The sequence below is a fragment of the Paenibacillus sp. J23TS9 genome (genome assembly GCF_018403225.1).
Taxonomy (GTDB): Bacteria; Bacillota; Bacilli; order Paenibacillales; family Paenibacillaceae; genus Paenibacillus_AQ.
Window position 1 is genome coordinate 474,339 of the sequence record NZ_BOSG01000001.1, and the last position, 13,503, is coordinate 487,841.

Sequence of the window (13,503 nt, forward strand, 5' to 3'; positions counted from 1 at the left end):
GGATCCCTTTTTTATGCCAATCAGGGTCCAATAGTATCGTCCAGGTAACTTCCTTACTAAATAGTGCCTACTTACGAAAAAGAAAATTAGTATTTAAAATGAGGGTGTGGTTGATGACCAAATAGATGAATGAGGAGAGAAATAATCATATGGAACTTCAATTGGCACTCGATCTTGTAGATATCCCAGGCGCAAAAGAAATCGTAAATGAGGTAGCAGAATATATAGATATCGTCGAAATTGGAACTCCGATCGTCATTAATGAAGGACTTCGTGCTGTGAAAGAACTGAAAGAAGCTTTTCCTTCTCTGCGTGTGCTGGCTGATCTGAAAATTATGGATGCAGGCGGTTACGAAGTGATGAAGGCATCCGAAGCGGGAGCGAGCATCATTACAGTGCTGGGTGTGTCGGATGATTCGACGATTCAGGGCGCGGTTGAGGAAGCCAAGAAGCAGAACACCAAGGTAATGGTGGACATGATCAATGTCAAAAATATCGAGCGAAGAGCCGTGGAAATCGACCAAATGGGCGTGGATTATATTTGTGTGCATTCCGGATATGACCATCAAGCAGCAGGGATCAGTTCTTTTGACGATCTGCTTACGATTAAGCGTGTAGTGAAACAGGCCAAAACGGCTATCGCCGGCGGCATTAAGCTGAGTACGCTGCCTCAGGTTATCGCTGCAGGTCCGGACCTTGTTATTGTTGGTGGCGGGATAACTAGCCAAGAGGACAAGCGGACTGTGGCGTCTGAAATGAAGCAACTGGTAAGCCAGGCGTAAAAGGTCTGGTGAAGACGGTGAAATATGCTGCCGAAATCGTGAAGGAGCTGCAGCGCTCTGTCACACTCATTTCGGAGGAAGAAGCTGAACGATTGGCAGATGTAATCCAGACGGCGGAAAAAGTATTTTTCGCTGGCGCCGGAAGATCCGGTTTTATGGGACGAGCCTTTGCAATGCGTCTAATGCATATGGGAATTAATGCTTTTGTTGTTGGTGAAACGGTGACACCGGGTATTGGTCCTGACGACCTGCTTATCATTGGATCTGGCTCAGGCGAGACTCAAAGCCTGGTCACAATGGCCCGAAAGGCGAAGCAATTGGGAGCAACGGTGGTTACAGTAACCATTCAGCCCGATTCGTCGCTAGCCAGCTTGTCCGATTTCTCGGTAAAGCTGCCCGGATCGCCTAAGGATCAGGTAAATGCGGGGGATGTAACCATTCAGCCGATGGCATCGCTGTTCGAACAGACACTCATCATATTATACGATGCCGTTATTCTCAGATTAATGGATCAGAAGGATCAGAACTCCAGGCAAATGTTCGGCAGACATGCAAACTTGGAGTAGACCGCAAATTCTAAAAAGCTTGATTGGATATCCCCACTGCTTGCAGTGGGGTATTATTGCATTAGATTTGGGAGTCGGAAATGTAGTATCCTAATAAGGGAGGTGGCATCATGGCAACAGAAATTAAAGACCGTATCAACCTTAAGGAAATTAACTGTGAGAAGGAATTGACGCTTGCCGTCATCGGCGGCAAATGGAAATTGATTATACTGTGGCATCTGGGATTGGATGGAACGAAGCGATTTGGCGAGCTTAAAAAATTGATCCCGCATATTACGCAAAAAATGCTCACCAATCAGCTTCGCGAACTGGAAGATGATCAGTTGATCTCGAGAAAAGTGTATCCGGAAGTTCCGCCCCGAGTGGAATACACGCTGACAGAATACGGCCAGTCTCTGATGCCGGTGCTGCGGATGATGTACGATTGGGGCAAAAATTACGGTGAGAATGTCATATGGAAGGATGCGGGTCCGGTTGAAACGTTAGCAATGAGTAAATGAGTCTTGAACACGTCCCATGGTATGGACTTATGAAAATATAATGATAAACATATGCCATCCCTGTCTTTATGGATTACCCAAGACAAGGATGGTCTTTTTTATGTCCTCATCTTGTTTATCCGGGGTGATCTCACAAAAGATATCCAGGCACATATAATGGGTTATCTGTACACACAGAAAGGAGATAACTCAGATGAGTTACCCCCCAAATTACGGATATTCTGCTATCCCCTATTCATATCCTCATACCTATTATTGGATTCGTGAGTACCCGCAGGTAAAGACCGATACTTTGAACCAATCGATACAGGACTATTACAAGCTTATGGAAGAGGGCTACAGGGTCTTGAGCAAACTGTCCGAGCATTCGTTTGCAGTTCAAGTCATGACTGCGGCTCAAGCAGGCAATAAGCAGGAAGTTGACCGGTTAATGAAAACGATCAGCTCCAATGCGACAATCCAATCCGAATTTTCCCCAAGCGGGATTGGAATTACGGTGGACCCCAAAGTTCAAAACTCCCCATGCTGCAAGTTGGCTATGTTTCTGAAATGGGGATAAATATCGTGCAGCATAGGGCAATATGGCAAAATTCAGACAAGAAATCCGGCATACGTAATAAGGGATACCTGTCCGTATGAGGAGAGGTATCCCTTGATTTGTGTTCCCGATCATTTGCTTAAGAGTTGGTTACAGGCTTCCGGCAGGTCCAAAGAATTCATAGTGAATCCGCTCGGCGGGAACGCCCCAAGCCTGCAAGGCCTGATTCACTGCACGCATAAATGGCACAGGACCGCAGAAATAGAAATCTGATTCTTTGGAAGTGACCTCCTGAAGCCAAGGAAGATCGATGTAGCCAATCTTATGGCAAAGGGTTTGGTCTAGTGGCTTTTCATAGCAAACATAAGATTTCATAGAATGATGCGCCGCGTCCAACTGCTCGATATGCTCTCTCATCGCATGGAATCCTTCATTTATAGCCGCATGGATAAAAGTAACCTCGCGTTCAGGCTGTTCTTTCAGCACAGTTTCCAGCATGCTGATCATCGGAGTCAAGCCGACGCCGCCGCTGATCAGAACAAGCGGGATGTTTTGCTCTTGATCCAATGTGAATGATCCGGCCGGTGCGCTTATCTCCAGCACATCTCCCTCATTCACCGAATTATGCAAATAGGTAGACACGAGCCCTGCAGGTTTGCCGGGAGCTGCATCTTCACGCTTGACCGAAATCCGGTAGTAATCTTCACCAGGAGCAGCAGACAAGCTGTAATGACGGATATGGGTATAAGATTCATTGTCGGGCTGAACTCGCACAGTAATATACTGGCCCGGAAGGTAGCTTGAGATCGCGCCGCCATCCTGCGGTTTTAAATAGAAGGAGGTGATCACGTCGCTTTCTTTCATTTTGCGTTCCACCACGAAAGGACGGAATCCCCGCCATCCGCCCGGAGCATTCTCGGCTTCCTGGTACATCTCGGCTTCTACGCTGATAAAGGCATCGGCGATCATACCGTAGGCCTGTGCCCATGCATCCAGAATTTCAGGCGTAGCAGCATCACCAAGGACCTTCTTAATGGCGCCAAGCAGGTTCTCCCCGACAATCGGATAATGCTCTGGCAAAATATTCAGTGCCCGGTGCTTTTGCCCGATCTGCTTGACGACAGGCAGAATATCCTCCAAATGATCGATATGAGCAGCAGCTGCATACACCGCATTCGCAAGAGCTTGCGGCTGTTTGCCTTCCCGTTGGTTGGCATGATTGAATATGTTTAGCAGTTCAGGATGATTATCGAACAGCATTTGATAAAAGGTAGTCGTAATCGTCTTACCGTGAATTTCCAAGACAGGAACCGTTGATTTTATAATGTCGATGGTCTCTTTAGATAGCATGCGAATTCCTCTTTCCTTTGTTATGTTTCGGTGCTTTCTTATTCAGTATAGGAAAAGTGAAAATACGTAATTGTGATTCCGATCACATTAAAGTTAGACAATATGTGAACGCGCGAACTTGGCAAGGACAAGGCTCACAAATCACTCCGACGGTGAGACGGTTTGATGAATTTTAAATGTAAATTTTGGTTTTTTTCCAATTCCAGCAAGCAAGTTGTTTAGCACCTGCTCGGATTGTGTTATAATATATACAAGAAACTAAACAAACAAAGAAAGGATCAGGATACCATGTGTCCCCGAAGGAACAATCCCCAAAGGACGATTTGGAAACGTTATGATCTCTCTTACACTTAGCTCCCTTTCGTAGAGTATACAGTCAACTAGACACTCCAAGGACGTATGACAAACTCTGCGAAAGAAGGAAGCTCAAGATGCGAAGGATTCGGTCCTGCAGGTTTCTGTCTTATCACAGTGGTTTGTCACATCCATGACCAACCTACTGCGATGAGAGGGAACCTGTATGAGGAAGAAAGACCATTTTATTTCTAAGCTTGCACCAATCGTTATAATGCTGTTCGGAACATTTTTGCTAGCATTTGCGTATTATCACATCAATTTTCAAAATCATTTATCAGAGGGCGGATTCGTAGGTTTGTCCCTGCTTGGTAAGTATGTGCTGGGTTTGAATCCCTCGCTGAGCATGCTGATCCTGGACATACCGGTTATTCTGATCGCCATGTTTTTGAAAGGCCGTAAATTCGTGATGAATACACTGCTCGCGACCTTTTCGTTTTCTATTTTTTACGAATTATTGGAACGCTATTCAGTGCTGGTCATTGACCTGCACAACAATCTGCTGCTGGCTGCGCTGTTGTCCGGTTTGGTCACAGGGTTCGCCACAGGACTGGTTCTCCGATTTGGGGGAGCCACCGGCGGAGATGATATTTTATCGCTGCTCATTAGCCGCTGGAGTGGTTTGAAGGTAGGTACCGTGTTTATTTTAATGGATGCCGCCGTACTGCTGCTGTCTCTGTTCTATTTACCGCTGAAAGAAACATTGTTTACGATTTTGGCGGTTGGCATTGCCGGGCAGACCATAACATTTACATTCACATTCCGTATGGGAAAAGCGGATGTTACCGCGATACCCGAACCGGCTCAATCCCAGAAAGCTGCCTCTAAACCCGTTCATGCGGTGCGGAGTGCTCACTAACAGATAACCGCCTGATTCTTGTTCTTCTAAGAATCAGGCGGTTTTTTTTAGATTGCAGAATATATGATGTGTATTGTGTATTGATCTACGAGCTCTTGGTGGTCTGAATACGCCCGTCTTCACCATGTATAATCGTATTGACACCGCTTTTCGATGCCCGCTTTTTTGCTTCTTCAAGAGCTTCCTTTTTTGTGTCAAAAGTGGACAGAGGCTTGTCGAGGCCTTCTTCCTTCAAAGCCCAGCCTTCATCTGAGGAAACGATGTGCAGATTAGGTTGACTGCTTTGCCCTGAATTGCCTGATTTTGAATCATGATGGTTTGATTCATGATGCTCTGAACGAGGGTGATCTTGATCCCATTTTTCGGCCTGGGCTGTGGCAATCGCAATGGCACGGCCTTCCTCATAGCCTTCATGCAGCAGCGCATTTGCGATATCAACCGCTTTATTTCTTATTCTGGCATCGAGATTTTTCATAGAAACAGGGTAGTCGTGTTTATTCCATGGCATATGGTTTCCCTCCTGATTGGTGTTTGCTATTATCCGTATATTACCCGGGGCAGGATGAATCAAACGGTAGATTTTTGTAACGATTGGTTTATAATGGAAAAATAATTTGATGAAAAGGAGCTTCCCTAATGATACAACTGGTCGTGATCCTTATGTTTACGGTAGTGATACATACAGTAGACAGTCTTTCTTATGCTTTGCGATTAGGCGGACTTCGCAGCCGGCGGATTACGCTCGCTTTGTCACTCTCAGGACTGCTTGTTCTGGTGTCCCGGACTTCCAATATAGCTCAAGGGCCGATGGTCGGAAACATGGTGGATAAAGCGTTGAAATCCACAGCTTTTCATCTGGAGCCAAAACTTCATGGTATTATTGCTGCTGCGACTGTGGGCTCATTGCTGGCCATGTTTCTGTTTCCCAGTGTCGTTAGGCTCTGCTCCAGAATGGTTGTTCATTTGGAAGCCGCCGGTTCTATTCCAAAAATGACCAGAAATCTAATGTCCTTCTCCAAATGGAAAAATGGAATGACTTATTTCAAACGGCCGACCTTCAGGATGCTGCATTCTCTGTTCGATGGACCCTTGCCAAGAAGATTGATGGTGCTCAATATGACGGTAACTGCGATCTACACCGTAGGGGTTCTTGCTTCCTTGTATGCAGCTTATTTATGGCCTGCCTTCAGGCTGACTGCTTCGACTTCTTCGGGATTGATTAATGGACTGGCAACAATTCTGCTGACGCTGTTGATTGATCCGCGGATTGCATTGCTTTCGGATAAAGCTCTGCGCGGGGAGGAAGGGCTTGGACGAATCAACCGTGTATTCGGACTTATGATGGTTTCGCGAATGGCGGGGACGATGCTCGCCCAACTGCTGCTGGTGCCTTGTGCGTATTGGATTGGCTGGATCATAGGATGAGCCCGAAACAAGTTGAAAAAATTTACATATAACAGGGTTGACATAAGCCCTTAAAGATTTTAATATTTAAACCATTGAAATAATAGCTAACCTTACTAATTGGACATGAAAGGGGGATCGGGAATGGACGCGCTTGCGAACCGGCTATATGCTGCCGTGAAATCATTCTGGCGGAGTCTGGAGACGGATATCTGTAAGGAAATGCAGGATTATCTGACCGGACCGCAATTATTTATGCTCAACTACATCCATGGAGAACAAAAATGCAATCTGACACAGGTCGCAGATCGGCTGGAAGTGAAACCTAGCGCTGTTACCGTTATGGTGGATCGTCTGGAAAAGGCCGGTTATGTTGCGCGTTCCCATGATCCTGCAGACCGTAGAGTGATTTTGGTAGAAGCAACGCCGCAAGGCGAAAAGGTTCTTGCACAAGCCGTCCAAAAAAGGGATGCATGTCTTAAGGAACATTTATCCCGTCTTGAGCCTGACGAAGTGCGTATGTTCACCGAATTATGTGAAAAGATGGTTGGACAGCAAATGAATTAACAACGCTCAGGCTGCATTTATAGCAGCAGGGCATCTGCAGCTGTGAGATTACATAAGAGCAACACAAAAATATACATTCATGAAAACAAGGAGTGGAGTACATTTGGAGGATTTATCCCAAAAGAGGAAAGTGACAATCATGATTGCGATCATTGCTGCCATGTTTTTCTCCGCAATCAATCAGACCATTGTCAGTACGGCTATGCCGCGCATTATCGCCATTCTCGGCGGCATGGATTACTACACGTGGGTCATCACCATTTACATGCTGACCTCTACAATCGCAACGGTTCTCGTTGGTAAGCTATCGGATATTTACGGGCGCAAGCCGTTTATATTAGCGGGTATCGTATTTTTTATCATCGGTGCATTTCTAAGCGGTTTTTCCAGAGATATTTTCCAACTCATTACGTACCGGGGGATTCAGGGGATCGGTGCGGGGATCATCATGGCATCCGCTTTTACTGCTGTGGGTGATTTGTTCTCTCCTCGTGAAAGAGGAAAGTGGACGGGGATTATGATGGCTGTTTTTGGTTTCTCCAGCGTACTCGGACCAACGCTTGGCGGCTGGCTTGTCGATAATATGGAGTGGAAGTGGCTGTTCTGGATTTTCCTTCCACTCGGGGTTGTGGCATTTATCATGATTATGATGCTGTTTCCAAAAGGTGTGCGCAAAGAGTCCGAGAAAATCGACTATTTCGGCTCCTTGTTCCTGACGTTGACCATTGTACCGCTGCTGCTCGGCTTCTCCTGGGCAGGCACGAAATATGACTGGGGATCATGGCAGATTCTGAGTCTGTTCGGTGGGGCGATTGTGTTCCTGATTCTGTTCATACTTGTGGAAAGAGTTGTGAAAAGTCCGGTGCTTCCATTGTCACTGTTCCGCAATGATATCGTAACCATCTCGAACACAATCGGCTTTATTATGAACGCAGGCATGATGGGAGCGCTCATCTATCTGCCTTTCTTCGTACAGGGCGTTGAAGGCATTTCTCCGACATATTCCGGTTATGTAACCATGCCGATGTCGATATCCATGGTTATCGTAAGTACGATCGTGGGCAGGATGATTACCAAAACAGGCAAATACAAAAGATTTGCTCTGACCGGTATTCCAATCATGATCATTGGTATGCTTATCATGGCCCTCATGAACAGCGTATGGCTGGCCGTCATTGCCATGATCGTATTCGGACTGGGATTGGGTATTGGCATGCCGGTATTCTCCCTGACCGTGCAAAATGCGGTCAGACCTGACCAACTGGGTGTTGCTACCGCATCATCACAGTTGTTCCGGAATTTGGGTGGTACTATTGGGATTGCGGTTATGGGAACCATTATGACATCAAGTCTTACGGGACATATGAAGGATGCGATGACATCTGGCAAAGGTGTCGACATGAAGAATCTGGATCCGGAGCTGGCCAAACAGCTGGCGCCATTCCAAAATCCGGAGATGCTGCTTGATCAACCAAAGCTTCACCTACTGCAGGAAACGATGCCGCAAGAAGTGCAGTCGGTGCTGACACAAATGATCGATACGCTGAAGCATGCACTAAGCTCTTCTTTGACGACAGTTTTCCTGTCAGGAGCAGCTCTCGTGGCAGTAGCGCTCGTGCTGACCTTCTTCCTGCGTGAAATTCCACTGCGGACCTCTAACAAGCTGCCAGAATCGCAAAAGCAGGGACAGACTGACAAAGCTGCAACCGCATCATCCGTGTAAGCAAACAAAAAAAGCCTGGGGCTCTTTGAGCCTCAGGCTTTTTTGAATTCTTAATTAAACAACACTTTATATTCGCCGTAGCCCTGCTGCTCCAGTTCTTCCTTTGGAACGAATCTAAGAGCTGCTGAGTTGATGCAGTAACGCAGACCATTAGGTCCGGGACCGTCATCAAACACATGACCCAGATGGGAATCGGAGCCTTTACTGCGGACTTCTGTCCGCACCATCATATGGGTGAGGTCCATCTTTTCCTTGACGCTGTAATCACGGATTGGACGGGTGAAGCTTGGCCAGCCGCAGCCGGAATCATATTTGTCCTGCGAACTGAACAAGGGCTCTCCGGAAACGATATCCACATAGATTCCATCACCATGGTGATCCCAAAAATCATTTTGAAATGGAGCTTCGGTGGCATTGTTTTGGGTGACCTCATATTGAATCGAAGTCAAACGCTGCTTCAGCTCGGCTTTGTTCTTTTCTGGGGTCCAATGACTTTCCAAAAAGTCATCCCGACCGGAGCCTTTACGGTAGCGCTTGTAATGTCCCGGATTTTTTTTGTGGTAATCCTGATGGTAATCTTCAGCCGCATAGAAGGGCTTTGCAGGCAGAATCGGCGTTACGATCGGTTTGTTGAAACGTCCGCTCTCCGCCAGCTTGACCTTGGAGGCCTCGGCCTGAACTCGTTGCTCTTCCGTATGGTAAAAGACTGCCGTCTGGTAAGAATGTCCACGGTCATAGAACTGGCCGCCTTCATCTGTAGGGTCAATCTGCTGCCAAAAGAGCTCCAGCAGCTTTTCATAAGGGAAAATATCCGGGTTGTAAGTAATCTGCACAGCTTCGACATGTCCGGTTGTATGGGAGCAAACTTCTTCATAGGTAGGGTTCTCGGTATGGCCGCCCGTATAGCCTGATTCGACTTTGATAATGCCGGGCAGCTCTTCGAACGGGGCTACCATGCACCAAAAGCATCCGCCTGCAAAGGTCGCCTTTTCCTGATGAACCGCTTGTAAATCGCTCATGATATCACTCCGTTTCTTTATTTCTCTTCTTCATTATAATCGATCTGCATGGTGGAACCAAGGACCCGGGCATGTGAGTGTGAACGTCCCTTTTTCCTGTATAGTATAAACATTAATCCGAGCAGTAATATATAACCGGCCGCGACCAAAATGGAAACAATCGGATGACGCCCGCCTTGTCCGCCAAGAAAAGCATACAGAAAAATACCTGGAAGCTTTCCGATGCCGGAAGCAGCCGTATAGGTCCAGAAGGGAATGGAAGCAACGCCTGCGAACACATTCACGGCCATTTGCGGAATAAAAGGTATAAAGCGTCCGGCGGCAACGCTGACAAAAGGACGGGACTCCACCCATGAGGTGAATGACTGAAGGGATTTAAATCTGCCCAGATATTGCTGCCCCTGTTTCCGGAAAACCGTTCTTACCAGCGCGTAGATAATTGTCGCGGCGATCATCGTACCCAGCCAGCTGATGCCAGCAGCCCAGACTGTCCCGAAGGAATAGCCAAGCGCGGCAATCACCAGCTTGTAAGGAATAATCGGAAACAGGGCAATCAGGGTTGCCAGACCCACGAGGACAGGAAAGGAACCATGCTGATGCATATAGTCCACAATCGGATTCCGGTATATATAAGTAATCATAAGAACAACCGCATATAAGGCGGCGAGCATCCATTTGTTCATGCTGTTTCCTTTCTGCTGATAATCATTGCTTCTAATGTATATCATACCAAATACAGAAGTGAAAAATAAAACCATGGAAATTTCCAAAGGTGTTTGCTATAATGGTTCCAATAAGTGAATAGTTCCCAAAGGGGAGTAGCTCATGCAATAAAGTCGTCATTACGGGATCGTATCCCCGGCTTTATTGGCAACTTAAACGTTGTTTTGCGAGACCTTTGCCTGATTTTCATTAGGTAAAGGTCTTTTTTGGTGGGATTAAAAGCGCCATTACCTAATGAAGGTAAGGGGCGCTTTTTTTAATGCGGCGGGCTAGTCATAGCAACCATTTTAATCCGGGATGAATTTCCCAAAACAGGAGAGGTGGAAGAAAAATGGAGTTGTTAACCATGGCATTTTGGACAGCCTTGATGTCAATTGTCGTCATTGATCTGGTACTGGCTGGAGACAATGCCATCGTGATCGGTCTTGCCGCACGCAATGTCAGAAAAGAAGATCAGAAAAAGGTAATACTGTGGGGGACGGTTGGTGCGGTAGTCATACGGGTCATCGCGACATTGCTTGTCGTTCAGCTGCTGTTGATTCCAGGCCTACGTTTAGTCGGCGGGCTGGCGCTTATCTGGATTGCCTATAAGCTATTAATCGATGAGAAAAAGCATGATATTTCGGCAGGAAACCAAATATGGGCTGCTATCCGTACCATTATTATCGCGGATGCCATGATGGGACTCGACAATGTTCTGGCTGTAGCCGGTGCGGCGCATGGTGACTTCCTGCTCGTCATCATCGGGCTGGCGATCTCTGTACCGATTATGGTTTGGGGCAGCACGATGATTGTTAAATTGACTGAACGTTTTCCTTTCATTATTACCTTCGGGTCAGCCGTACTCGCTTGGACCGCTTCAAAAATGCTGGTGGAGGAGCCTATGATTCACAACATGTTTACAAGCACAGTCCTGAAATATGTTTTTGAACTCGTTGTGGTTGCAGCCGTGGTTTTGGTTGGACTCCGAATGAAGAAGAAGAAAGCCGAGGCAGCCAAAGCCCAGGCTGTAGGGATGAACTAAAGCCGTTCGTATTCAGTTTCTTTCTTAAAGAAGGTATAATGTGTATCGATCCCAAGCGTACCAGGTGAAAGGTGGATTGTGCACAATGAATGACAACATCCGCAAGCGACGGGTCGCCATGATAGGCATCGGAGACATTGCGAACAAGGTATACCTGCCGCTGCTTGCTCATCACGAGCAAGCTGAAGTCGTCGGTGTGATGAGCCGCTCAGAGGAAACGGTGCAGCATGCAGCAGCACGATTCCGTTTTCGGAATGCTGCTACGAATTTGAATGAATTGATGTCATGGGATGTGGACGCGGTTTTTGTCCATAGTCCGACAGCGGCTCATTACGAAACGGTAAAGACTTGTTTAATGCATGGTCTGTCTGTGTATGTGGATAAACCGCTTAGCGGTGATCTGTCCGAATGCAGAGAGCTTGCAGCGCTGGCAGAAAATAAGGGGTTGCTCCTGGCCGTTGGGTTTAATAGGAGATTTGCCCCGCTGTACAGGGAAGCACAGGCATGGATGCAAGCCGCCGGCGGTTTTGACCAGGTGACGGCGCTTAAGCATCGTACACGGCAGCAGTCCAGCACCAGCAGAGAAACGGTATTTGATGACCTGATTCATATGCTCGATCTTCTTCTATGGCTTGGCGGGGATGATTACAAGCTTGCTTCGCAGCAGCTGGCACAGGACAAGGAAGGACGCATGCGCCATGCATCGGGTGTGATGAGCTTTCAGGATGCGCGTTATGGAAGCTACGGTATGGTCCGGCAATCTGGGGCGGATCTTGAAAAGTTAGAGCTTCACGGCAGCGGCCGTTCTGTCGAGGTCACCAACCTTGAACAGGCAGTTTTGTATGAGAACGGCATGCTTCCAGTTACCAAGACCTTTGGCAGCTGGGACACGATACTGGAGCGCAGAGGATTTGCCGGAGCGGTCGATCATTTCCTGGAGTGTATCGGAAGCCCCGAACACTGCAGCATAAGTGCTGATCAGGTGATGAGCAGCCACGAGCTGGCCGCAAAGGTCTGCGATAACAGGTAAAGGGGAAATAGAAAATGGATGAGTACCGCAAATCAATCGAAGACGGGATCGTGGAAAGCTACCGGCAGGACGAGGATATGATGATCATGGTATTTGCCCAGTGGTGTATCAATGAGGGATTAAATCCTGAGGAATTGTACATGCAGGCCTATCCACAGCAGCAAAGCAATGAACGGCTGCAGCGTGTACTGGAGCTGACGGTCTCGAAGGAAGAGGCGGGTCCGATTCCGGATGATACCGTTCTCGGAGTATTATCGTTATTCGGCAATGAGGATCTGGCATTTATCGTGTCAGAGGCGATTTCAAGAAGAGCCCAAAAGAATTAATTTGCAGAAATTGTTTCATCGTATTGGTCTATACTAGATTTAGCTCATCATGAGTGTAGATTCGGGTTATGGAGGATTCATACATGAAGATTCTTGTTGTAGGAGCGAACGGGACGCTTGGGAGCGCGGTTCGTAATGAACTGGCTTCAGATCATGAGGTGATTTCAGCAAGCCGCAGTGAAGGCGATGTTAAGGTTGACATCACATCCGTAGAAAGCATTAAGGCGATGTATCAAAAGGTAGGCAAAATTGATGCTGTGATTTGTGCCGCCGGAAATGCTTACTTCGGCCCGCTGAGCGAACTTACTCCGGAAAATAACGAAGTTGCTGTTCAAAGCAAGCTGAAGGGACAAATCAATCTGGTTTTGCTTGGACTGGATTATGTTAACGATCGCGGCAGTTTTACGCTGACAACGGGCATTATTATGGATGATCCGATCATCGGCGGTATATCTTCCGCGATGGCAGGTGGAGCGGTTAGAGCTTTTGTTCAGGCTGCTGCGATTGAATTGCCGCGCAACATCCGCATCAACAATGTAAGCCCGAATGTCCTGGAAGAGTCCATGGACAGTTATGGTCCCTTCTTCCGGGGCTTTGAACCGGTCCCTGCCGCCAGAGCGGCCAAGGCATTCCGCAAGAGTGTCGAGGGTGCGCAGACAGGACAAACCTATACCGTATACTAGATTCATCACATAGAAAAGGCAGGCCCCTTGTATGGGACCTGCCTTTTCTTATTAT

The 13,503-nt window shown here is 47.3% G+C and carries 16 protein-coding genes; 12 read left to right on the top strand and 4 right to left on the bottom strand.

What is annotated here, in order from left to right:
• Positions 1-149 precede the first annotated feature (149 nt).
• From hxlA to KJS65_RS02285, 4 genes are all read left to right on the top strand, one after another.
• A complete protein-coding gene (gene hxlA, locus KJS65_RS02270) occupies positions 150-782 on the top strand; it encodes a 3-hexulose-6-phosphate synthase (RefSeq protein ID WP_213648388.1) in 633 nt (210 codons plus the stop codon).
• An 8-nt stretch (positions 783-790) separates the two neighbouring features.
• A complete protein-coding gene (gene hxlB, locus KJS65_RS02275) occupies positions 791-1,348 on the top strand; it encodes a 6-phospho-3-hexuloisomerase (protein ID WP_213648389.1) in 558 nt (185 codons plus the stop codon).
• 110 nt (positions 1,349-1,458) lie between these two features.
• Entirely contained in the window at positions 1,459-1,848 is a 390-nt protein-coding gene (locus KJS65_RS02280) for a winged helix-turn-helix transcriptional regulator (protein ID WP_213648390.1), read from the top strand.
• Between the two features lie 193 nt (positions 1,849-2,041).
• Entirely contained in the window at positions 2,042-2,407 is a 366-nt protein-coding gene (locus KJS65_RS02285; protein ID WP_213648391.1) for a YuzC family spore coat inner layer protein, read from the top strand.
• A 129-nt stretch (positions 2,408-2,536) separates the two neighbouring features.
• Here KJS65_RS02285 and hmpA read toward each other — a convergent pair whose 3' ends face one another.
• Positions 2,537-3,736 (bottom strand): NO-inducible flavohemoprotein, encoded by a 1,200-nt coding sequence (gene hmpA, locus KJS65_RS02290; protein WP_213648392.1) that lies wholly within the window; start codon positions 3,734-3,736, stop codon positions 2,537-2,539.
• 520 nt (positions 3,737-4,256) lie between these two features.
• On the opposite strand from hmpA, the gene KJS65_RS02295 reads away from it, so the two are divergent.
• The gene (locus KJS65_RS02295) at positions 4,257-4,949 is read left to right on the top strand and encodes a YitT family protein (protein WP_136606364.1); all 693 of its coding nucleotides are present in this window, start codon (positions 4,257-4,259) and stop codon (positions 4,947-4,949) included.
• Between the two features lie 85 nt (positions 4,950-5,034).
• Here KJS65_RS02295 and KJS65_RS02300 read toward each other — a convergent pair whose 3' ends face one another.
• The gene (locus KJS65_RS02300; RefSeq protein ID WP_213648393.1) at positions 5,035-5,457 is read right to left on the bottom strand and encodes a DUF2188 domain-containing protein; all 423 of its coding nucleotides are present in this window, start codon (positions 5,455-5,457) and stop codon (positions 5,035-5,037) included.
• A 128-nt stretch (positions 5,458-5,585) separates the two neighbouring features.
• On the opposite strand from KJS65_RS02300, the gene KJS65_RS02305 reads away from it, so the two are divergent.
• The 3 genes from KJS65_RS02305 (at position 5,586) to KJS65_RS02315 (ending at position 8,643) form a co-directional block, all read left to right on the top strand.
• Entirely contained in the window at positions 5,586-6,374 is a 789-nt protein-coding gene (locus KJS65_RS02305) for a lipid II flippase family protein (RefSeq protein WP_213648394.1), read from the top strand.
• 123 nt (positions 6,375-6,497) lie between these two features.
• Complete coding sequence (locus KJS65_RS02310; protein ID WP_213648395.1) at positions 6,498-6,920, top strand: MarR family winged helix-turn-helix transcriptional regulator; 423 nt, start codon at positions 6,498-6,500, stop codon at positions 6,918-6,920.
• Positions 6,921-7,023: 103 nt separating this feature from the next.
• Positions 7,024-8,643 (top strand): MDR family MFS transporter, encoded by a 1,620-nt coding sequence (locus KJS65_RS02315; RefSeq protein WP_213648396.1) that lies wholly within the window; start codon positions 7,024-7,026, stop codon positions 8,641-8,643.
• Between the two features lie 50 nt (positions 8,644-8,693).
• Here the strand turns inward: KJS65_RS02315 and msrA are convergent, their stop codons facing one another.
• Positions 8,694-9,662, bottom strand: coding sequence for a peptide-methionine (S)-S-oxide reductase MsrA (gene msrA / locus KJS65_RS02320; RefSeq protein WP_213648397.1), 969 nt, complete (start codon positions 9,660-9,662; stop codon positions 8,694-8,696).
• Between the two features lie 17 nt (positions 9,663-9,679).
• Positions 9,680-10,345, bottom strand: a complete 666-nt coding sequence (locus tag KJS65_RS02325; protein ID WP_213648398.1) for a TVP38/TMEM64 family protein — start codon at positions 10,343-10,345, stop codon at positions 9,680-9,682.
• A gap of 371 nt (positions 10,346-10,716) precedes the next feature.
• Between KJS65_RS02325 and KJS65_RS02330 the strand changes: the two genes are divergently transcribed.
• The 4 genes from KJS65_RS02330 to KJS65_RS02345 all read left to right on the top strand — a co-directional run bounded on the left by KJS65_RS02330 (position 10,717) and on the right by KJS65_RS02345 (position 13,448).
• Entirely contained in the window at positions 10,717-11,409 is a 693-nt protein-coding gene (locus tag KJS65_RS02330) for a TerC family protein (RefSeq protein ID WP_213648399.1), read from the top strand.
• Between the two features lie 85 nt (positions 11,410-11,494).
• Positions 11,495-12,439: a Gfo/Idh/MocA family protein gene (locus tag KJS65_RS02335; protein WP_213648400.1), complete on the top strand. Its 945-nt coding sequence runs from the start codon at positions 11,495-11,497 to the stop codon at positions 12,437-12,439.
• Positions 12,440-12,453: 14 nt separating this feature from the next.
• Positions 12,454-12,765, top strand: a complete 312-nt coding sequence (locus KJS65_RS02340; protein ID WP_136606355.1) for a hypothetical protein — start codon at positions 12,454-12,456, stop codon at positions 12,763-12,765.
• 83 nt (positions 12,766-12,848) lie between these two features.
• Entirely contained in the window at positions 12,849-13,448 is a 600-nt protein-coding gene (locus KJS65_RS02345) for a short chain dehydrogenase (protein WP_213648401.1), read from the top strand.
• Positions 13,449-13,503 lie beyond the last annotated feature (55 nt).

What these genes read in the sequence shown, in the direction of transcription:
- KJS65_RS02285 (WP_213648391.1), top strand. Translation starts at nt 2,042, where the DNA reads ATGAGTTACCCCCCAAATTACGGATATTCTGCTATCCCCTATTCATAT.
- msrA (WP_213648397.1), bottom strand. Translation starts at nt 9,662, where the DNA reads ATGAGCGATTTACAAGCGGTTCATCAGGAAAAGGCGACCTTTGCAGGC.
- KJS65_RS02295 (WP_136606364.1), top strand. Translation starts at nt 4,257, where the DNA reads ATGAGGAAGAAAGACCATTTTATTTCTAAGCTTGCACCAATCGTTATA.
- KJS65_RS02300 (WP_213648393.1), bottom strand. Translation starts at nt 5,457, where the DNA reads ATGCCATGGAATAAACACGACTACCCTGTTTCTATGAAAAATCTCGAT.
- hmpA (WP_213648392.1), bottom strand. Translation starts at nt 3,736, where the DNA reads ATGCTATCTAAAGAGACCATCGACATTATAAAATCAACGGTTCCTGTC.
- KJS65_RS02325 (WP_213648398.1), bottom strand. Translation starts at nt 10,345, where the DNA reads ATGAACAAATGGATGCTCGCCGCCTTATATGCGGTTGTTCTTATGATT.
- KJS65_RS02330 (WP_213648399.1), top strand. Translation starts at nt 10,717, where the DNA reads ATGGAGTTGTTAACCATGGCATTTTGGACAGCCTTGATGTCAATTGTC.
- KJS65_RS02335 (WP_213648400.1), top strand. Translation starts at nt 11,495, where the DNA reads ATGAATGACAACATCCGCAAGCGACGGGTCGCCATGATAGGCATCGGA.
- KJS65_RS02340 (WP_136606355.1), top strand. Translation starts at nt 12,454, where the DNA reads ATGGATGAGTACCGCAAATCAATCGAAGACGGGATCGTGGAAAGCTAC.
- hxlA (WP_213648388.1), top strand. Translation starts at nt 150, where the DNA reads ATGGAACTTCAATTGGCACTCGATCTTGTAGATATCCCAGGCGCAAAA.
- KJS65_RS02310 (WP_213648395.1), top strand. Translation starts at nt 6,498, where the DNA reads ATGGACGCGCTTGCGAACCGGCTATATGCTGCCGTGAAATCATTCTGG.
- KJS65_RS02345 (WP_213648401.1), top strand. Translation starts at nt 12,849, where the DNA reads ATGAAGATTCTTGTTGTAGGAGCGAACGGGACGCTTGGGAGCGCGGTT.
- KJS65_RS02280 (WP_213648390.1), top strand. Translation starts at nt 1,459, where the DNA reads ATGGCAACAGAAATTAAAGACCGTATCAACCTTAAGGAAATTAACTGT.
- KJS65_RS02305 (WP_213648394.1), top strand. Translation starts at nt 5,586, where the DNA reads ATGATACAACTGGTCGTGATCCTTATGTTTACGGTAGTGATACATACA.